General features: G+C 66.2%; 16 protein-coding genes. 6 read left to right on the forward strand and 10 right to left on the reverse strand.

What is annotated here, in order from left to right; translation table 11 throughout:
* Window positions 1-29: 29 nt before the first annotated feature.
* Together WHX56_RS26260 and WHX56_RS26265 are read right to left on the reverse strand one after the other, a co-directional pair.
* Window positions 30-347 carry an AtuA-related protein gene (locus WHX56_RS26260; protein WP_287755649.1) on the reverse strand — a complete coding sequence of 106 codons (318 nt, stop codon included), beginning with the start codon at window positions 345-347 and terminating at the stop codon, window positions 30-32.
* 10 nt (window positions 348-357) lie between these two features.
* Entirely contained in the window at window positions 358-1,734 is a 1,377-nt protein-coding gene (locus tag WHX56_RS26265; RefSeq protein WP_287755648.1) for an acyclic terpene utilization AtuA family protein, read from the reverse strand.
* Window positions 1,735-2,854: 1,120 nt separating this feature from the next.
* Between WHX56_RS26265 and WHX56_RS26270 the strand changes: the two genes are divergently transcribed.
* Window positions 2,855-3,616: an SDR family NAD(P)-dependent oxidoreductase gene (locus tag WHX56_RS26270; protein WP_287755646.1), complete on the forward strand. Its 762-nt coding sequence runs from the start codon at window positions 2,855-2,857 to the stop codon at window positions 3,614-3,616.
* A 37-nt stretch (window positions 3,617-3,653) separates the two neighbouring features.
* Here the strand turns inward: WHX56_RS26270 and WHX56_RS26275 are convergent, their stop codons facing one another.
* The 7 genes from WHX56_RS26275 to WHX56_RS26305 are packed head-to-tail and all read right to left on the reverse strand — an operon-like array spanning window position 3,654 to window position 11,559.
* Window positions 3,654-4,763, reverse strand: a complete 1,110-nt coding sequence (locus WHX56_RS26275) for an amidohydrolase family protein (protein ID WP_338879404.1) — start codon at window positions 4,761-4,763, stop codon at window positions 3,654-3,656.
* Window positions 4,763-5,473, reverse strand: coding sequence for a carboxymuconolactone decarboxylase family protein (locus WHX56_RS26280; RefSeq protein ID WP_287755644.1), 711 nt, complete (start codon window positions 5,471-5,473; stop codon window positions 4,763-4,765). The genes WHX56_RS26275 and WHX56_RS26280 overlap by 1 nt, the downstream gene beginning before the upstream one ends.
* Before the next feature lie 51 nt (window positions 5,474-5,524).
* Window positions 5,525-6,793: a thiolase family protein gene (locus WHX56_RS26285; RefSeq protein WP_338879405.1), complete on the reverse strand. Its 1,269-nt coding sequence runs from the start codon at window positions 6,791-6,793 to the stop codon at window positions 5,525-5,527.
* Window positions 6,794-6,820: 27 nt separating this feature from the next.
* Window positions 6,821-8,335, reverse strand: a complete 1,515-nt coding sequence (locus tag WHX56_RS26290) for a class I adenylate-forming enzyme family protein (protein WP_338879406.1) — start codon at window positions 8,333-8,335, stop codon at window positions 6,821-6,823.
* A 32-nt stretch (window positions 8,336-8,367) separates the two neighbouring features.
* Window positions 8,368-8,940: a carboxymuconolactone decarboxylase family protein gene (locus WHX56_RS26295; protein ID WP_287755641.1), complete on the reverse strand. Its 573-nt coding sequence runs from the start codon at window positions 8,938-8,940 to the stop codon at window positions 8,368-8,370.
* A 22-nt stretch (window positions 8,941-8,962) separates the two neighbouring features.
* Window positions 8,963-9,778, reverse strand: a complete 816-nt coding sequence (locus tag WHX56_RS26300) for an SDR family NAD(P)-dependent oxidoreductase (RefSeq protein ID WP_338879407.1) — start codon at window positions 9,776-9,778, stop codon at window positions 8,963-8,965.
* Between the two features lie 23 nt (window positions 9,779-9,801).
* Entirely contained in the window at window positions 9,802-11,559 is a 1,758-nt protein-coding gene (locus tag WHX56_RS26305; protein ID WP_287755639.1) for a flavin-containing monooxygenase, read from the reverse strand.
* Between the two features lie 239 nt (window positions 11,560-11,798).
* Between WHX56_RS26305 and WHX56_RS26310 the strand changes: the two genes are divergently transcribed.
* Window positions 11,799-12,731 (forward strand): LysR family transcriptional regulator, encoded by a 933-nt coding sequence (locus WHX56_RS26310; protein ID WP_338879408.1) that lies wholly within the window; start codon window positions 11,799-11,801, stop codon window positions 12,729-12,731.
* Here WHX56_RS26310 and WHX56_RS26315 read toward each other — a convergent pair.
* Window positions 12,718-13,728 (reverse strand): Bug family tripartite tricarboxylate transporter substrate binding protein, encoded by a 1,011-nt coding sequence (locus WHX56_RS26315; protein WP_287755637.1) that lies wholly within the window; start codon window positions 13,726-13,728, stop codon window positions 12,718-12,720. The genes WHX56_RS26310 and WHX56_RS26315 overlap by 14 nt on opposite strands.
* 303 nt (window positions 13,729-14,031) lie before the next feature.
* Here WHX56_RS26315 and WHX56_RS26320 point away from each other — a divergent pair, with 303 nt between their 5' ends.
* Genes WHX56_RS26320 through WHX56_RS26335 form a run of 4 tightly spaced genes read left to right on the forward strand, consistent with a single transcriptional unit; the run spans window position 14,032 to window position 18,657 of the window.
* A complete protein-coding gene (locus WHX56_RS26320) occupies window positions 14,032-15,027 on the forward strand; it encodes a tripartite tricarboxylate transporter substrate binding protein (protein WP_338879409.1) in 996 nt (331 codons plus the stop codon).
* Between the two features lie 13 nt (window positions 15,028-15,040).
* A complete protein-coding gene (locus WHX56_RS26325) occupies window positions 15,041-15,802 on the forward strand; it encodes an SDR family NAD(P)-dependent oxidoreductase (RefSeq protein ID WP_338879410.1) in 762 nt (253 codons plus the stop codon).
* Window positions 15,803-15,850: 48 nt separating this feature from the next.
* Entirely contained in the window at window positions 15,851-17,266 is a 1,416-nt protein-coding gene (locus tag WHX56_RS26330; RefSeq protein ID WP_338879411.1) for an MmgE/PrpD family protein, read from the forward strand.
* A 5-nt stretch (window positions 17,267-17,271) separates the two neighbouring features.
* On the forward strand, window positions 17,272-18,657 hold the full coding sequence (locus WHX56_RS26335; RefSeq protein ID WP_338879412.1) for an MmgE/PrpD family protein: 1,386 nt from the start codon (window positions 17,272-17,274) through the stop codon (window positions 18,655-18,657).
* The last annotated feature ends 531 nt before the right edge of the window (window positions 18,658-19,188 follow it).

The following is a 19,188-nucleotide window of genomic DNA, read 5'->3' on the forward strand; positions in this document are numbered from 1 at the left end:
ATATCGTCGGAAGTATGGGTTGGGGGAATTCAGCTCGGATCGCGCACCGGCAAGCGCAAAAGCGCATGCCCCAGCGACTTTCCTGTTTGGTCCAACCGCAAGGTACGCGTCGCTCCGCCTCCCAGCGCATGGCGCATGATCACCATCATGGCGCCTATGTTGTCCATGGGATGGCATTCCACCTCGCCCTGGACCCAATCGCCGTACAGCGCCTTGACGTCGGCGGGCGTAACGCTGACGAGCAGCCGCGCGTATTCGTCAGGTCCGCGGGCCACCAGCCCCACGCTGCACACGTCCCCCTTGTCACCGGACCGGACATAGGCAATGTCTTTCACTTGAAGCGTCATCAGGGTCTCCTCAGGCCTTCAGGATTTCGGTCTTCTGTTCGACGGCGGCACGCGGGATCAGCGTCGGCCACAAAGAGATGACCGGACGCGGCTTCATCGGCGTGCCGAAGGACGTGCCGCCCGGCCCCATGATCCACAGATTCGTGCCCGCGCGGCGCACTTTGTCAGCCTCTTCGGCGGTACGGGTACGCACCGCGCAGCGCAGTCCGATTTCGGGCAGCTCGTTGGCCTGTTCGCGCCCCGGGAAGGCGGCAGCCGGCCCGTGCAAGGTATTGAGGCCGACGAAATCGAAGTGGATCTGGTCCGCCGCCAGCCCCATGCGCTCGAAACGTTCAAGCATGGTCTCGCGCGCCTTGACCGCGCGGTCATAGGCGTGGGGCCAGGGGAAGAACGCCATGGTCTCGCCTATCCAGCCGTCCTGGTATCCGACCACGAGTTTCCACAGGTCCGGCGCGGCTTCCCCGCGCACCCCGCTGACACGCACCCGGTCCTGCCCCTCGTCGGCCAGCCGCAAGGAAGTGAAATCGGCCACCGCATCGGGCATGAGATACCGCCGCGGGTCGCCCACCTCGTACACGAGGTGCTCCTTGATCGTCCATTGATCGATACGGCCGCCAGTGCCGGGCAGCTTGGTCACGATGGCCTCGGCTTCCGCGTCCACCTCCAGGATGGGAAACCCGGCCCGCCCCATGTGCGGCATCTCGGCGAAGCGCGAGGACATTCCGCCCGAGCAGCCTGCCGCGCACTCGACGATGTGGCCCAGCGTCACGGCCGCCGCATAGCGGTCTATGTGCGCGGCGTCGCGCCGCCACCCGAATTCGTGGGCCAGTGGTCCGACATACAGCGCGTTGTCCGACACCCGCCCGGCGATGACCACGTCGGCGTCTCCCGCCAGGCCTTCGGCGATACCGGAACTATCGGTGTAGACGTTGGCGCAGACGACGCGGTCGCGGATGGCCGCGAAATTCTCGTCGCCCGTATCCATATTGCGCAGCGGGACGCCCTGTCCCATCAGGTCGTCGAGCTTGCCCAGCATGTCGTCGCCTTCGACCAGGGCGATACGGCTGCCGGCAAGTCCAGCCTGGCGCGCGCCTTCGGCGATGCGCTGGGCAGCGGCGCGCGGATTCACGCCGCCGCCATTGGAGATCAGCTTTGTTCCCGCGGCGGTGGCCCGCGGCAACAGATTGATCATGGTCTGGACGGCATCCGGCACGTAGCCGGCATCCGGCCGCTTGAGCTTCTGCCGCTGCAGCAGCGCCATGGTCAGTTCAGCCAGATAGTCAAAGCAGAGGTAGTCCAGATTTCCCCGTTCCAACAGCTCTTGAGCCGGATCCTGAGCATCCCCCCAGAACCCCGAACCTGCTCCAAGCCTTACGCGCTTGACCATGTCGGTCTCCTTGTCCCACCGTTCTAATTTCGTTTTAATAACTTGAATTTCATTTTAATAGTTTGGCTCGGAGAACGTCAAGACCCAGGAAAACCCGGGCGCGTGGCGCGTTCACGGCCACCAAGACGACAGCCTGGAGGGGTGCCAAGGCGCAGGTGCTGAATGAACAGCCGCAGAACTACCGCCCGGAAAGCGCGAAGGCCGCAGGCACATAGGTTGAGCTGGGGGATGGAGTGATCGCGCGGCGGTCCGCATGGAACCCCGTGAGGGTCAAGCCCAAGCAGACCGCGTCCCGGCTGTACTACACGTCCCTCGCTGAGAACCGCCTGCGGGAGCGTGGACGCGGGTGGGTTGTGCAGTCCATCGGATAAGCAAGTCCGCTGCTGGCTTCCAGCAGAACCGCGAGTGCGAAGTTACAGCGGCAGCTAGTTTTTTTTGGCTGGACCGCTGATCTACCGGAAATCCTGGCTCGGCAGGAGGGGCTCGAATTCTTATATTCGGAGCCGGAAGGCGGGCCGACGCCAAGTTTCGCGCAAGCAATTGAGAGACAGGGTTTTCTTCAACTTTCTAAATGTGCGCTCGGCTGCGCATTACGGGCACAGCCTTCCCGTGCAGTACTCTCGCCCCCCCTCGGGACAAGCCGGGTCGGGACAACGAGGCGCCCCTTGCACTCACTCGGCATCCATGTCAGGGAAAGGCGTCGTCCGCCGTGCCGGCATGGTCGGCCGCGCTCAGGAGCCTGCGCATGCAGCACGCCAACGAAGCTCCAGACAGCGAGCCAAGTGCGCTGAACCAAAAAAGGCGCGTCGACCGCGCCAAGTTTCTGCCAACCAGCCGCTACGGCCTAACCGAACAGGCCGCGCACGAGCGGCTGCTACGGGCCGCCGCGGACGGGGGTGTCGCTGGCGGAAGTGGCACGACAGATCGTCAGATAGTTCGGCGAAGGCGGAGCGCCTGCGCGGCGCATCAGCCCAGGCCGATGCGCCATGCGCTGGATCGAGGAAAGTTCGACCGGCTTTTGCATTTCTCGCAAAGGACCCTGCCATGGAGATGCATTGATGCTGCCGCGCGTTTCCCGTGAACATATGATCCTTCATGACCGACATTGGAGGACTACATCGTGAAAGCCGCAGTTGTGACCGGAGGCGGTTCCGGTATCGGGAAGCGAACGGTGGAACGCTTGCTGGAGGAAGGTTGGACCGTATGGTCCCTGGATGTGTGCGATCCGATAATCGCGGAACCGGCAGAAGCGCTGAGTGCCGGTAGTCGGTTTCGATTCCATCATTGCGACGTCGGAGATTCCGACAGCGTCGAAGCCGCCTTCACCGCCATCAAGAGCGTCACCCGGAAAATCGATGCTTTGGTCTGCTCTGCCGGGGTGGCGCGCGTCGGGCTGCTGGAGGAAATCTCACCCGACCAGGTCGATCTGATGATGGACGTCAACCTGAAGGGACCTTGGCTATCGATACGCGGGGCGCTGTCCCTTTTGCGTCATGGATCGAGCGTCAGCGATCCGGCCAGAGTCGTCATCGTGGGTTCCATAGGCGGCATCCGTCCCAAGATGGGAAACGGCTTCTATTCAGCCACGAAGGCTGCGGTGCACGCGTTGACCGGCGTTCTGGCGGTCGAACTCGCGTCGTCGGGCATAGTCGTCAACGCCGTGGCGCCCGGCACAGTGGACACCCCGATGATGTCCTCCCTACTGCAGGGCAGCACGCCCCCGTCGTACCGATCCTCGGGCGAATCTCCGCTCGGCCGGATTGCGCAACCCGACGACATTGCCGACGTGATCCTGTTCTATCTGAGCGACGCGGCCAAATATGTCAACGGAACCGTGCTGCCCGTGGACGGCGGCACCAGGGCGGCGTTCATAAAACGTTGAGCACCGCGCCATGCGGACGTCTGGACGTTCGCTTGCGCTACCCTGGCGCAGGATCGCCGAGATCCTCTGGCCCCAGCCGATAGAACCGGGCGGCACTGCGCCAGAAGAGATCGTCCTTCTCTTCCCGGCTGGCGCCCTCGCATACGCGCTTCATGGCGTTCCAGCCCACCCGGTAGCTGAAGGCGCATTTGTCCACGGGGAAGTTGCTTTCGAACATGCATCGGTTCGCGCCGAACAGGCCGATGGCGGTTTCCATCCAGGGACGCCAGGCCTCGGCCAGGCGAGCCGACGGCGCGGGCGTATCCAGCGCGTCGAATCCGAAGCCGCACATCCGCATGCCCAGCCCGCCCAGCTTGATCATCACATTGGGGCAGGCCGCCAAATCCCGCAAGCCGGCCTTCCAACGGGCGAACACCTCGTTCCCGGCGCCGGCATAGGGGCCGATGCCCAGGATGCCGCCGCAGTGGTTCAGCACGATGGGCGTCTCCGGAAAGGCGTAGGCCAGGTCGGTCAGGCGCGGAAGCTGGTGGAAGAACAGCCAGGCGTCGAAGCTCAGGCCCAAAGGCGCCAGTTGGCCAAACCCCGCGCGGAATTCCGGCGTCGCCAGCAGGTCCTCGCTGACCTTGTACGCCGGGTTCAGCAGCGAACTGTCCGCGTCCCAGGCCGCGGTGTGCCTGATGCCGCGGAACCGGGCCGGCGCGGCGGCGATGTGCGCTTCCAGGACCCGCCGCGCGGCAGCGCCCAGGGTCAGGTCGGCTCCGCTGACGATGCCGGCGCAGAGCCGGGCGGCGCCGAACATTCCGCTCGCCGACATCGCCGCCATGCCGTTCGCAAACTCGGTTTCCCCGATCGGTTTCATTTCCTCGGGGCCGCCGGCCCGGTGCATCGCGCGCGCCTGCACGAATACCGTCGCGCGGATATCGTGGCCGTCGCCCACGTCCTCGAGCATGTCGTGGAACAGGTAGCGGATGCCCGGCCGGTCGTACAGGTGATGGTGCGCATCGACGATGGGCTGGCCGGGATCGATGACGTCCTCGGAATGGCTGGCCAGCCAGGCTGGCCGGATTGCGGCATGCTGCGGGTGATTGGCCGTGCCCATCTCGTGGCTCCGATTGCAGGGGTAGCGGTGGATATCCGAAAGCAGCATCAATGCGCCAGATGCCGTGACGAGCGGATGTAGGCGAGGAACCCGACCACGCCCACGATCTTCAGCACGGCAGCCACTTGCTTGAAGGCGACGCCCGCCTTCCTGGCGTTGCGGAAATGGATGCGCAGGCCCAGTTCCGACATATGGTTGACCGACGCGTCCACCGAGATATAGATCATTTCGCGCTCCGCAGCCGTCAGGGAGCCGTGCCTGGCCGCGGCGGTGGAATAGTTACCCGCAGCCACGAGGTAGTCCGGCAACACCCGTCCCAGCACATCGCGCTCGGGATTCCAGAACCCGCGCACTTTCACGAAATCGTCCTTGAGCCGCTGCACGGCAGACAGGGTCGCGTCGTCCACGCCCTCCAGGATCTCCTCCTTCGAGAAGGCCTCCTCCGCCAGCGGCAAGGCGAAGTACAGCGCATGATTGGCGATGCCGGCCACCGAGACGAGCACGTCGGCGACGTCGCCGGCCGACGCGCCCGCCTGCGTCGCCCGGTCTATCTGCATGTCCACCACGGCCTGGTCGTAGCCAGCCGGAGAGGCGAAGATCGCGAGCAGCACGAGTTCTTTCATGCGGGGCGTTAGCGCCAGATTGTCCATAGCGGTGTTCCAGAGGTTCCTGGCCGCGTCGTGCATGCCCGGGAACCGGCGCGCCATCTCGGCCGCCGTTCCCGCGCTCTGGAACCGGGTATCGAAATCGTTGCTCATGTAGCGATCCTTTTCATCAAAGCCGTTGTCCAGGGAAGTCGATGCGGGCGCCTACGCCCGGGCGCCCGAGACCAGGGGGCCCAGCACGTGCACCGCGGTCGCCGCCTCTTCCACGCCCCAAAACCCGCCGCCGTTCTCCACCACGCCCATGCGCACGCCCTGCACCTGCGCGGCGCCGGCCTCGCCGCGCAACTGGCGGACGATGTCATGCACCATGATGAGGCCGGTGGCCCCCACGGGATGGCCCTTGGATACCAGCCCGCCCGAGACGTTGATCGGGATGCGTCCGCCCAGCGTCGTCGCGCCCGACACTGCCAGGGGACCGCCATCGCCGCGCGGGCAGAAGCCGAGGTTCTCGGCCTGGATGACTTCGGCGATCGAGGTCGCATCATGCACTTCCGCGATGCCCATGTCCTCGGGTCCGGCTCCGGCTTTCTCGTACGCTTTCAAGGCGGCGATGCGCCCGGTGTGGCGATCGAAATCGGCCGGATCGCGGTCCGAGCTCGTGACGATGGCGGAAGACGCCACGCGCACGGCGCGCCGCGTGCCCAGGCGCTTTCTTCCCGCTTCGCTGACCAGCACGACCGCCGCAGCGCCGTCGCTGACCGGCGAGCACATGGCGCGCGTCAGCGGCCACACGACCTGGCGGTCGGCCAGGACCTCCTGCGCGCTCATCGGCTTGCGGTACTGCGCATACTCGTTATGAACGGAATGGCCGTGGTTCTTGGCGGCGATGGCGGCAAGCTGCTCCTGGGTGGTGCCGTACAGCGCCATATGGTGGCGCGCCATGCCAGCATACAGGTCCATGAAAAACGTGCGGCCGGGCGCGCCGAACTGGATGTCGTCCAGCACGGATGCAGGCACCGCAGACCTTCCCAGCTCGACCAGCGGATCGAAGAAGTCGCGCACCTTGTAGACATCGGTGCCGCCGTTGAAGGCACGAAACATGTCGTCCGGCCGGTCGGGAAAGAACTGCTTGTCGCCGCCGACCGCGATCACGATGTCATGCTGGCCGGCCATGATGCTCGTCATGGCCTGGTTGAAGCCGGTGCTGCCGCCGGCGCAGGCATTCTCCACGTTGACGATCGGGGCGGTCTGCCAGCCCATGGAGCGCAGCGCGCATTGCCCGCGCACCGAATTCTGGCCTTCCATCTGCCCCTGCCGCGCATTCGAAAACCAGCCGGATTCGATGTCGGCGAGCGCGACGCCCGCATCCTGGAGCGCGGCATTCACCGCCTCCGCCACCAGGTCCTTGACCGACCGTTCCGGGAACTTGCCCAGGCGGGTCATGCCCACCCCTGCCACGTAGACTTGGCTCATCGTACTTTTTCCTTGTAAGTATTCCTGTCAGGCGGCCGGATCCGGCAGGCCCATGGCCATGCCGCGCGCCTCGCGCCTGAGTACCTTGCCGACGGGACTGCGCGGCAGGGCCTCCACGAAATGAATCCGCTTGGGCGTCTTGACCGATCCCATCCTTTCCTTGCAATAGCCGATCAGGTCTTCCTGAGTGGCCAAACACCCCGGGCGCAATTCCATCGCCGCCTCGACGCGCTCTCCCCAGTGGTCATCCGGCACCCCGAAGACGACGACCTCGGACACCGCCGGATGCTCCGCGATGGCCGCTTCCACGTCGGAGGGGTAGACGTTGAATCCACCGGAAATGATTACGTCGCGGATGCGGTCCTTCAGGTACAGGTAGCCGTCCTCGTCGATATAGCCCACGTCGCCGGTATGCAGCCATCCGTCGACGAGCGTCTTTGCCGTTTCCTCTGGCATGTCCAGGTAGGCGTTCATCAGCAGATCGCCGCGGGCGCGGACCTCACCCAATTCGTTCGGCCCCAGCCGCCTGCCGTCGTCGCTGAAAATGCCCACATCGGCCAGCGGCCCGACCCGCCCCACGGAAGCCAGGTGTTTCTCGTCCGCCACGTCCTCGGCCCGGGCGGCCGCGAGCATCAGGGGGGCTTCGGTCTGGCCGAATATGGTTTCGACGACCGGGCCGAAGGCATGCCGCGCCTCGCGCAGCCGCGCCAGCGCGGCCGGCGCGCCGCCCCAGATCAGGTGCCGCAGCGCCGGCAGCGCCCGCGGCTGCGCTCGCTGTTCATCGATCAGGGTGTACATCATGGTGGGCGGCATCCAGATCGCGGTGACGCCGGCACCCGCCATCAGGTCCAGCACCGGCGCCGGCTTCGGATCGGCGGAGCAGACCACGCAGCCGCCGGCGGCCAGCACGGGCAGGATGAACGCGCCCGCGGCGTGTGTCATGGGCGCGACGCACAGATACCGCTCGTCGGCTTCGAAGCGAAAGGTGATCATCACGCTGGCGATCAAGGTGTTCAGCGATCGGAACGACTGCATCACTCCTTTCGGAATTCCCGAGGAGCCTCCGGTGAACTTGATCGCGTTCACGTCCGTCAAGGCTGCCGTCCACTCAGCGCGCCGGCCCCGATGCGTCTGTTCCAGGGCGGCCATGGCGCGGGGATCGCCGGCATCGGCGTCCGCGATCACCGTGGAAATATCGACGGCCGAATATTTCTCGACATAGCGCTTGTGCACGACCAGCACGTCGGGCCTGACGCGCAGGATCTGCGCGTCCAGCTCGGCATTGGCGTTGCGGCCGTTCAAGGGCACGAGGATAGAGCCGCCGGCGTGGATGGCCATCAGCGCGACCAGCATTTCCATGCTGTTGGGCCCCAGGATGGCGACCGTCGGGCGGGCTTTGCCCGCCAGCGCCTGCAGCCCGGCGGCCAGGGCGTCGGCCCGCTGCAGCAGCTCCGCGTACGAGCAGGCGCGCTCGCCGTCCAGGACGGCTGTCCTGGACGGCGTCGCCACCGCCGCGTGGCGCAGAAAATCGATAGGGAACATGAAATCTCCGTTGGGGGCCGCGATGCCCGATATCAAGCGCGTGCGAGTGCCGCCGGATCCTCCAGCTCGGGCGCGTAGCCCTCCGGCAGCCCGAGTTCGAAGGTATTCAGCGTGAAGGAAGCGAGACAGTAGTAGCCCAGGAGAGCGACCAGCTCCGCCAGTGCGCGCTCGCCGAGGATGCCGACCGAGCGCTCGTACAACGCGTCGGGCACCCGGCCGCCGGCGAGCAGCACCGCCGCCACCTCATAGACGGCGCGCGCGCGCTCATCGCTGAAGGACGGAGGGCGGCGCGCCGCGATGGCATCGGCGATCCGCGGATCCAGGCCGTGCTCCAGGGCATAGGCCTTGTGCGCCTTCCATTGCAGGTGCGCGGTCCAATGGCGCGCGCATACCAGGATCGCCATTTCGGCCAGATGCGGCTCCAGGGTGGTGTCGAAGCGCAGCAGCTCTCCCAGCTTCTGGATGCGGCGGGCGAGTTCGGGGTTGCGTATCCATGCGATCATCGGCGCCGGAACCTTTCCGCGCTTTCCGGCGGCGACTTCGGCGCAGGCGGCGGCCTGTTCCGGCGTCAACGCATGTTCCGGCGGCATTGCTATACGGGCCATGGGCCTGCTCCTGTAGAGGCGTTCAACGCGCGGCGGTCACGCCGCCATCCACGACAAGCTGCGTCGCGGTGATGTAGCCCGCTTCGTCGCTGGCCAGGAACAGCACGGCGTTGGCGATGTCCCAGGCCTCGCCCATACGGCCCATCGGTATGCTGGCATTGCGCTTGGCCACCAGTTCCTCCAGGTCCACGCCGAGCTGCCCGGCCAGGCGGGTCGCGACCAACGGCGTGTTCATCATGCCGACCACCACGGTGTTGACCCGGACTCCCTTCCTGACGTACGCGATGGCCGTCGAACGGCTGAAGGCGCCCAGACCCGCCTTGGCCGTCGCATATGCGACGTTGACCCGCCCGCCTACCTGATGGCTCATGTGGGCGATGCTGGAGACGTTGACGATGGCCCCGCCCACGCCCTCTTCCTCGAATTGGCGTTCCATCACCGGCAGCACGTACTTGCATCCCAGGAACGCCGTCTTCAGATTGAGGTCCATCTGGCCGTCCCAGGCCTCTTCGCTCAGGCTGACCGGATCGCCCGGCGCGCTGCCCCCGATGTTGTTCACCAGGATGTCGATGCGCCCGAACCGCCGCACGCATGCCTGGACGGCCGCCTCGACCTCCGCGGCCGAGGTCATGTCGCAGGTGTGGGGAAACCACTGCCTGTGGTCTTCCAGTTCCATGACCGCGCTGGTGCCCTCCAGAGCCTCGGCGCTGCGGTCGGTGCCGAACACCTTGGCCCCCTGCCGCGCCATGAGCACGGCCGTGGCCCTTCCGTTCCCCCATCCTTCGCCTACGCAGCCCGCTCCCGCAATGAAGGCGACTTTTCCTGACAGATCTAGCATGGCTATCTCTCCGGTGTGGCCGCTCAGGCAACAATGCCCAGTTCGCGCGCCTTGATCTGCAACGCGATGAAACGCGAATAGATGCGGGCCTGCGACAGCCCGCTACCCATGAACCACAGCCCATCCTGCGGCGTCGGCCGGTACATGTTGTTCAGTTCGCCGTCCGGCGAGATGCCCCAGATCGGGCCGACCTTCTCGGCGATGTCGCCGCCAAGGTACTCGCGCACCACCTCCTGCTGGCTCTGGTAGCCAGTGGCCGCCACGATCAGGTCCGCCGGCTCGATCCGGCCGTCCTTCATGAGCGCGCCCTCGGGCACGAAGCGCTCGATCTGCTCGAACTGGATCAGCCCGACCTTGCCCTCGGCGATCAACTCCGAACACCCGCAGTTCAGGTAATACCCGCTGTGGGAGCGCCGGACCTTGGTCTGGTAGCCGCCGCCGTCCTCGCCCAGGTCCAGCTTGAACCCCCGCGCCTCGAGCGCGTCCAGCAACGGCCGGTCCATGTCCTGCATGCGCCGGGCCAGCATCCTGGCGCCCTGCACCGCGAGCGGAAACGTCTGGGATGTGGCGATGAGATCGCAGTCTTCGGTGGGCAACCCTTCGTCGTAGTACACCGTGTAGGCCAGCGTGGCAGCCTTGATGCTGACGATGGTGATGGGGCCGCGCTGGATCATCCCGACCTGGGCGCCATGGCCGTACAGGTCCTGGGCGATGTCGTGGGCGCTGGTGCCGGCGCCGATCACCAGTGCCCGCCTGCCCTTCCAGGCGGCGCCGTCCGTGTAGCCATGGGTATGGACGAGCGTGCCCTTGAACGAATCCAGCCCTGCGATGTTGGGCATTTTCGGCGCGCCCACGATGCCGTTGGCGAACACGAGGTGGCGTGGCCGCAGCGTGCGCGCAGCGCCGTCGGCGCATCGCAGCCGGGCGTTCCACGCCCCGGCCTGCGCGTCGTACTCGGCTCCCAGGAAGGCCGTGCCGGTCCAGACGTTGCACTCCATAGCCCAGGCATAGTGCTCCAGCCAGTTCGCGATCATGTCCTTGGGCAGGTACTTCGGCCAGCTCGGCGGAAACGGCATGTAGGCCATCTGGTTCAGCGCCACCTGGTTGTGCAACGCCAGCGAGTGATAGCGCTTGCGCCAGGTGTCGCCGATGCGGGACTCCTTGTCGACGCACAGGGCATCGACGCCCAGCAGCCTCAGCCGCGCGGCGAGCGACAGCCCCGACTGGCCCGCGCCCACGATGAGCACAGCCGGATCCCGGTCTGCGAAGGCCTGCTCCTTGGCCCTGCGGTCGGCCCAGTTGTCGCCTCCGAACTCGCGCGAATACGCGGCGCCGTCCGGCCGGCGCGCGTGGATGGGTTCCTCGTGGCCCTTGATCTCATGGAGCGAGGTCATCAACACCCAGGCATGCTCCGGCTGCTCGGCCAGCAGGCGCACCAACCCATCGGCGCGGCCGGTGGCGGTTTCAAACTGGAACATGGCCTCGATGACTTGGACGCCCAGACGGGAGACCTTGCGCACCGGCGTGCGGTTTTCCGCCACCTTGAAGCCGTGCGCCTGTACGATTCCCTGCCGCAGGATCAGCCGGTCTACGATGTGGTCGCGGCGATCGTGGGGCGTAATGCTCCAGGTGAACGCGCACAGATCGCGCCAATGGCTATCTTCGACGAAGAGCCTTTGCAGCGCGCCGCGCTCGCATGCGTTCACCGCTTTTTCGAACCGCCCCAGCCACTGCTCGACCAAGCCCTGAAGTTCGGGGTCCCCGATGTGCGTTGATGCCAAAATCGCCTCCTTCCGCTTCCCTTCCAACCGCCGGTTTCAACGGCGCGGGATCATGGACAAGATTCTAGGGAAAGGGTCCTTCCCGACCTACTGGGCTGGGCGGTAAGGATCATTGCCTTCTACGCAATAGTCGCTTCCCGCAAGGGCGGCCGCGGGGAAGGCGTGCTATCGTCATCGCTCGGTCACTGCGTGCTGCGGCGCGGCAGTTCGAGGTGCCAAAATTGCTAGGAGCGACCAACATGGATGACCTCAGCAGGATCAGGACTTTCATCAAGGTTGTAGATGCCGGCAGCTTCTCCGCGGCAGCCCGTCATGAGTTCTCCGTCAGCTCCGTGGCCCGCCAGGTCAAGTCGCTCGAGGATGAGCTGGGCATCCGCCTCCTGAACCGCAGCACCCGCCATCTATCGCTGACGGAGCCGGGGCGCCTGTTCTACGAACGCGCTGTGGCGATCTCCAACGACCTGAACACCGCGAAGCGCGAGGCGGCCTCTTTCCAGGGCAACGTCAAGGGCTTGCTGCGGGTGTCGCTGCGCATCTCGGCAGGCGCCTGCGCCATCGTTCCCGCCCTGCCGAAGTTCCTGGAGCAGTATCCCGAATTGACGGTGGACGTATCGTTGACCGACGAGCGCGTCGATCTCATCGCCAACAATATCGACGTGGCGGTCTGGAGCGGCGACCTGCCCAACGCCGACATCGTGGGCCGCCAGCTCAGCCCCAGCCGCCGCATCGTCTGCGCATCGCCCGCCTACTTCGCGCGCGCGGGCACGCCCGCTGTCCCCGAGGACCTGAAGCGGCACAACTGCCTGCTGTTCAAGGCGCCGACCCACGCTGACATCTGGCTGTTCGAGCGCGACGGCGTCAGCCAGGAAGTCAAGATCGACGGCAATATGCAGTCGTCCAACGGCATCGCCCTGCTGTCCGGGGCCCTAGCCGGCCTGGGCATCATCGTGGTCCACGAATGGATGGTGCGCTCCGACCTGGAACAGGGACGCCTGGCGCGGGTGCTGAACGACTACGTAGTGCGGCCGACGACGGTCGAAGCCCCTGTGCACGTAGTGTTCCCCAGCAGTCAGGGAATGTCCCTGAAGGTGCGGGCGTTCGTGGACTTCCTGGTGCAGTTGTTCCGCGAGCCCGGCCTCGGGCCCGCGGTCCAGCGGTCTACAAAGGCTTGAAGCCGATCTTTTTCAGGAAGCCCTGCCACTGCTCGGTGTCGCGGCGCAGGGATTGCTCGAACTCGACGCGGCCGCCTGCCGGGATGACGCCGGTGAAGGTCGACTCGATACGTTCCTTCATGCCCGGCTCCGCCGACACCTTCTGGATGTCGCTGACGATCTTGTCGATGACCTCCGGCGGCGTGCCCTTGGGCGCGAACAGCCCATTCCAGATTTCCGGCAGGAACCCTTCGTACCCGGCCTCGCGCACCGTCTGCACGTCCGGCATGTCCGCATAGCGCTTCTCGGACAGCACGGCGATCGGATACATCGTCTTCTCCTGCAGGAAGGAATTGAGCGAAGTCGGGGCGTTGATGATCACCTGCACGTCGTCGCGCACCAGCGCCAACGAAATAGCGGAGATGCCGTTGTAGCTGACGCTCTGGTACTTGACGTCCAGGGCGTTGAGCACGAATCCCATGGACATGTTGAACGCGGTGCCGGGCCCCGTGTCGCCGGCGAAGATGCCGTTGGACAAGGTCTGGCTGTAGGCGGCCAGGTCCCGCAGGGTCTTGGCCTGCGCGTAAGTGCGAGGATTGGTCGCGAAGATGATCTTGAACGTCAGGTATTTGTAGACCGGCACCAGTTCGACCTGCGGGTCGAAATCGAGATTGGCCTTCGTCAACCCGGCCATGCTGGTGGACAGGCTGCCCAGCAGCAGCGTGTGCCCGTCGGGCTTGGCATGCCTGACGTGTCCCATGCCGATCAGGGCGCCCGCGCCAGGCTTGTTCTCCACCAGGACGGGCTGGCCCCAGAGCTTGCTCAGCGACGGCGAAATCATCCGCGCCCACAGGTCTCCGGCGGAACCCGCCGCATAGGGCACGACGAACGTCACCGGCCTGCTTGGAAAAGCCGGCGCCGCCATGGCCTTCGCCTGCATGCCTAGCAGCGGCACGGCCGCCAGCAGCAGGCACGCCTTCCGGCGCCCCGGGAGCATTGGTGGTACGTGTTCCGTCATCGATGTCTCCATTTATCTTTGTATTCCTGGAGGCCCGACGCATCGGGCCGGACTTGAATATAGGGCGAGACCCCGGTGCTGAACAGGCCAAAAAACGGCAAGCAGCGTTGCGTCGGCCGACAAGCCGGCGGCCGCCCCGGCGGCAGCTTTGCTCTCCCCGCAAAGCACCTTCCCACCGCATCGATTGTCCCTGCAAATCTTCGCCGATATTCTGGAAAAACGACGCAAGGCGGGGACGGACATCCGCCGCGGCCCGTGCGCGCATCGCCCCCGGCACCCCGATCGAATGACAACGGAGACATCATGAACACACCAAGAAAACCCTGGCTGCGCCTGGCGTCGGCGGCGATGGCCGCCGCCGCGCTCGCGTTCGGCCCGGCCGCCGCGCATGCGGACGACGGCTTTCCCAATCGGCCCATCCGGTTGGTCGTCGGATTCGGCCCCGGCACCTCGGTCGACATCGTGGCCCGGATCGTCGCCGCCAAGGTCCAGGCCCTGGCGAAACAGGCCGTCATCGTCGAGAACAAGCCCGGCGCCGGATCGCTCATCGCATTGAAGGAGGTGGCCCGGGCCAACCCCGACGGCTACACGCTGATCATCGCCGCCATGCCCAATATCAGCATCGCCCCGTCCATCAACGCGGACCTGGGCCTGGATCCCGAGCGGGACCTGGCGCCCGTCGTGGGCATCGCGGATTCGGACCTCGTGCTCGTCGTCAGCGAAAAGCGCAATCCCGCGACCACCCTGCAGGAATTCGTGGACTGGGGAAAAAAGCAGAAGAGCGTGTTCTACGGAACCCTGGGCGCCGGGACGCTCGGGCATTTCGGCGGGGTGCTGTTCTCTGACACCACCGGCATCAAGATCGACCTGGTCCACTACAAGGCCGCCTCGGACAGCTATATCGGACTGGTGAACGGCGACGTGCAGGCGACCTTGCTGGCTTCGTCGGTCGCGGCCTCGCAGCTCCGATCGGGTTCGGTCAGGGTGCTGGCGAGCACGGGCGCGGCGCGTTCGCCTTCGTTCCCCGACGTGCCCACGTTCAAGGAATCCAATTTTCCGGACATGCAGTTCGGCGCCTGGTACGGAATCTTCGCGCCCGCCAAGACCCCCGCCGGCATCCTGGAGAAAATCAATGCGGAATTCGTCGCCGCCACCCGCGACCAGGAAGTGCGCAGCAAGATGGAAGCCGCGGGCTTCTCCGTGACGGGCACCACCCGCGCCGACTTCGCGCGCGCGGTCCACGATGACACCGTGCGCTGGGCCAAGGTCGCCAAGAGCGCCGGCCTGTCGGCCAATTGAGGGGGACGCGGACATGAACCCAACCAGCCGGGATACGGCGGACTCTCCCGTGGCGGTGGTTACCGGCGGCGGCTCGGGCATCGGCGCTATGACGTGCCGGGCATTGAGCCGCGACGGCATGCGGATCGCGGTGTGGGACCGCAATCCGCAGAGCGCCGAGGCGGTCGCATCCGAGATCGATGCCGAGGGCGGGACCGCCGTGGCGGTACATGCCGACGTGGCGAACGCCGAATCGGTGGCCCGGGCCGCGCAGGCCACGCGTGACCGCCTAGGACCGGCCACGGTATTGGTGAACAACGCCGGCATACGCGACCTGATTCCGTTCTTCGACCTCACCGCCGAAGACTGGCACCGGGTGATGGACGTCTGCCTCTCCGGCGCCTTCCACTGCACCCGCGCCCTGGCGCCGGCGATGAAGGCCGCCGGGCATGGGGTCATCGTCAACATCGCGTCGATCGCGGGAATTTCCAGCCGGCCGAACCGCACCGCCTACGTCAGCGCCAAGACCGGCCTGGTGGGCCTGACGCGCTCGAACGCCGAGGACCTGGGACCCTATGGCATCCGCGTCAATGCGATCGCGCCGGGATTCATCTCGACGCCGCTGCAGGCGCAGTCCGACGCGCTGAACGGCGACATCCTGGAACGCATCCCCTTGCGCAGAAAAGGCATACCGGAGGACATCGCCGGCGTCGTCTCCTTTCTTTGCGGCGACGCATCGCGCTACGTGACCGGGGTCGTCATCCCGGTCGACGGCGGGCGCTCCGTCGTCTACTAGCCCTGGCCGCCTCGACCGGGCGCACGCCCCCCCCCCCAAGGAACCCCCATGACGAAGAAGACACTTGTAGAACAATTGGTCGATTTCGCGTCCTCCGCCGCATTCGACAGTCTGCCGGAGGACGTGGTCCATGAATCCAAGCGCGCGCTGCTGGACAGCATAGGCTGCGCGCTGGGCGGTCTGAGCCTGGACAAGGGCAAGATAGCGGTCCAGGTCGCGCGCGGCCTGGGTGGCCCTGCCGACGCGCGGATACTCGGGACCGGCCAGAAGGTCTCGGTCAACGCCTCCGCCTTCGCCAACGGCGAACTGATCACCGCGCTGGATTTCGACGTCTGCCACATTCCCCCGGGCCATGTCTCGCCCTACGTCATCCCGTCCATCCTGGCCATGGCCGAACGGCACCGCGTCAGCGGCAAGCGCCTGGTCGCCGCGCTGGCCGTGGCCCACGAAGTCTCGGTCAGGTTCGGCCCGGCCATGGCGTACTACCGCGACATCAAGCCGGGCGAGCAGATCAGCTTCCCCAGCATCATGGGTTATAGCAGCAGCGTCTTCGGCGGCACGCTGGGCGCCGGCATGCTGATGGGGCTGGATCCCAAGCGCCTGGCCCATGCCCTGGGCATGGCGGGGCGGATAGCGCCGGCGCAGTCGATGACGCAGTGGGCCCGGTCCCTTCCGGCCACCGACGAGAAGTACCTGATGGCGGGCTGGGCCAGCCAGGCCCAGGTCATGGCGGCGCTGCTGGCCCAGGGCGGCTACCGGGGCGACGTGGGCGTGCTGGACGGCGAATTCGGCTTCGCCCGCTACATGGGCTCTTCCAAGTGGAACCCCGAGAGCATCACCGCCGGCCTGGGCAGCCAATGGCTCACCCCGGCCATCACCATCTACAAGCCCTACCCCCACTGCCGGATCACGCATACGGCGCTCGACTGCCTGAACAGCCTGATGGACAAGCACGGGCTCGCGCCCGAGGAAATGAAGGAAGTGAGGGTCTATTGCGATCCCCACGCGGCCAACCTGGACCTCTGGAAGACCACCGAGGTGATTTCCCCCATGGAGGCGCAGATGACGGTGCCCTGGGCCATCTCCATGGCCGCGCACAACGTGCCCAGAGGCCCCGAGTGGCAGGACTACGCCACGCTGGCGAACCCAAGGTACCGCGGCTTCATGCAGAAGGTACGGACGCTGCCGCACCCGGGATTCGAAGCCGCCCTGGCGGAGAATCCGCACAGTCGGATCGGAAAGGTCGAGATCGACGCCCGCGACACCACCTTCGTGGAGGAACGCAGATTCCGCAAAGGGTCGCCCGCCACGCCCGAGACCCGCATGTCGGACGCGGAAATCGTCGCCAAGTTCAAGCACAACGCCGGCCGGGTCCTGACGGCCGAGGCGATGGACAGGCTGGCCGACGGCATCCTCAGGCTGGAGGAAGCCGACGATATCGAAGCCTTGGCGCAATGGTGGTAGCCCCCATGGATTCATCGCAGATCATCGCCCGGCACGTCGCCGGCCTGGCGTTCCGCGACCTGCCGACGTCCGCCGTCGAAGCGACCCGCAGGAACCTGCTCGACACGGTCGGCGTGGCGATCGCGGGGGCCGCTGCCCCGGGGTGCGCCGCGGCGGTCGGCGCCATACTCGGCAGCGATACCGGCACGCAGGCGGCGGTATGGGGGACCGGGCGCCGGGCGAGCGCGGCCGAGGCCGCGCTGGCGAACGGCATGATGGCCCATGCGCTGGACTTCGACGACACGCACGACCTCGCGGTCCTGCATGCCGGCGTATCGGTGGTGCCGGCCGCGCTGGCGATGGCGGACCGCATCGGCGGCGTCAGCGGCGAGGAACTGGCCGTGGCCGTGACGGCGGGCCTGGACCTGGCCTGCCGGCTGGGCGTGGCGACGCGGGTCTCGCCCGTGGTCCGTGGCTGGGCCTACACCGCCACCCACGGCCTGTTCGGCGCCACCGCGGCGGCGGCCCGGCTGCTGAAGCTGGACGCGGAACGGACCGGCCATGCCTTGGGCATCGCCTACGCCCAGGCGGCGGGCAACTGCCAATGCCTGGTCGACGGCGCGCTGACCAAGCGCATGCAGCCTGGCTTCGCCGCGCGCAACGCCGTGCAGTCCGCGATATTCGCGGAGGCGGGCATCACTGGCACGATCCACACCTTCGACGGCATCCACGGGCTGGGCCGGGTCTACCTGGGCGGCGAATTCGACCGCGACGTCCTGCTGCGGGATCTGGGAAGCCGCTACGAGCACGAGAACCTCGGCTACAAGCCCTATCCCGCATGCCGGCACACCCATGCCGCCATCGACGCGGCCCTGCACTTGGCCAAGGAGCACGACATCGCCCCGGACACGATCGAGGCGATCGCGGTGGGCGTGAACGAAGAGGGTTATGCGAACGTCTGCATTCCCGCCGAGACCAAGTGCCGGCCGCGCGTCGTGGTGGACGCGCAATTCAGCATTCCCTTCTGCGTCGCAACCGCGCTGGCCAGGCGCCGGGTCTTCATTCCCGACCTGGCGCCGGACGCGCTCGGCGATCCAGCGGTCCTGCGCCTGGCGTCGCTGGTCCGTGCGCACGTCGACCCGCGGCTGCAGCAGGAGCACGGACGCGGCGTCTCGCCGGCCGCCGTTTCCATCGTCTTGAAGAATGGCACCACGCTGACGGCGGTGCGCGAGGAGGCGCTCGGCGGTCTGGGGGCTCCTATGGACTTCGACATGCTGGCTGCCAAATTCCGGCAATGCGCGCAGCATGCCTGGGGTCCGGCGGCCGAAGCGCGCGCGGACGCGCTGGTTGAGATGTTCCGCGGTTTCGAGTCCCTGCCGGACGTCCGGGCCCTGACGTCCGCCCTGGGTTGAGGGACCGGAGCGCAGGCGACCTACACCGCCCGCTCGGCCGCGTCCCGCTCGTGGCCGGCCCCCCTTTGTCGATGGCGAACCAGCGATCGCAAATGAGGTCGGTGAGCTTGATGTTCTGTTCGGCCAGCAGTATGGGCAGGCCACGAGCACGCAGCGCCCTCTTCATCATGCGCAACTGCCGGTCACATCGCATGTACTTCAGCCTGTCCTCGAAGATGCCCATGCCTTGTTCTAAGTCCGGTAGTGTGGCGTCATGTCCGAACATGAAGAACGCGCCGGACTGGAAGGAGATGCGGCTGTTGGTGTGCTTGCCCTTAACGCAGATGACGGATCGCATGTCTGCGGGTCTGATTCGACCTTCAAAATAAGGTTTTTCTTCCTTGATGAAGTGAAGCAGTCGCTTTACTGCTGGCTGCTGGTTGAACTTTCGGATGTCCATGCTCGAGTAGTCGATGCTTCTCTTATCCTCTTGAGACAGGCGAGCTATATTTGCGATACAACTGGCCGTATCGGAGTCGAAAGTCGAGCAAT

The sequence above is a fragment of the Achromobacter veterisilvae genome (assembly GCF_037619525.1).
Lineage (GTDB): Bacteria > Pseudomonadota > Gammaproteobacteria > Burkholderiales > Burkholderiaceae_B > Achromobacter > Achromobacter veterisilvae.

Bases quoted from the DNA above. Each gene is read 5' to 3' on its own strand.
- WHX56_RS26260 (WP_287755649.1), bottom strand. From the start codon at position 347: ATGACGCTTCAAGTGAAAGACATTGCCTATGTCCGGTCCGGTGACAAG.
- WHX56_RS26265 (WP_287755648.1), bottom strand. From the start codon at position 1,734: ATGGTCAAGCGCGTAAGGCTTGGAGCAGGTTCGGGGTTCTGGGGGGAT.
- WHX56_RS26275 (WP_338879404.1), bottom strand. From the start codon at position 4,763: ATGCTGCTTTCGGATATCCACCGCTACCCCTGCAATCGGAGCCACGAG.
- WHX56_RS26280 (WP_287755644.1), bottom strand. From the start codon at position 5,473: ATGAGCAACGATTTCGATACCCGGTTCCAGAGCGCGGGAACGGCGGCC.
- WHX56_RS26285 (WP_338879405.1), bottom strand. From the start codon at position 6,793: ATGAGCCAAGTCTACGTGGCAGGGGTGGGCATGACCCGCCTGGGCAAG.
- WHX56_RS26290 (WP_338879406.1), bottom strand. From the start codon at position 8,335: ATGTTCCCTATCGATTTTCTGCGCCACGCGGCGGTGGCGACGCCGTCC.
- WHX56_RS26295 (WP_287755641.1), bottom strand. From the start codon at position 8,940: ATGGCCCGTATAGCAATGCCGCCGGAACATGCGTTGACGCCGGAACAG.
- WHX56_RS26300 (WP_338879407.1), bottom strand. From the start codon at position 9,778: ATGCTAGATCTGTCAGGAAAAGTCGCCTTCATTGCGGGAGCGGGCTGC.
- WHX56_RS26310 (WP_338879408.1), top strand. From the start codon at position 11,799: ATGGATGACCTCAGCAGGATCAGGACTTTCATCAAGGTTGTAGATGCC.
- WHX56_RS26315 (WP_287755637.1), bottom strand. From the start codon at position 13,728: ATGACGGAACACGTACCACCAATGCTCCCGGGGCGCCGGAAGGCGTGC.
- WHX56_RS26320 (WP_338879409.1), top strand. From the start codon at position 14,032: ATGAACACACCAAGAAAACCCTGGCTGCGCCTGGCGTCGGCGGCGATG.
- WHX56_RS26325 (WP_338879410.1), top strand. From the start codon at position 15,041: ATGAACCCAACCAGCCGGGATACGGCGGACTCTCCCGTGGCGGTGGTT.
- WHX56_RS26330 (WP_338879411.1), top strand. From the start codon at position 15,851: ATGACGAAGAAGACACTTGTAGAACAATTGGTCGATTTCGCGTCCTCC.
- WHX56_RS26335 (WP_338879412.1), top strand. From the start codon at position 17,272: ATGGATTCATCGCAGATCATCGCCCGGCACGTCGCCGGCCTGGCGTTC.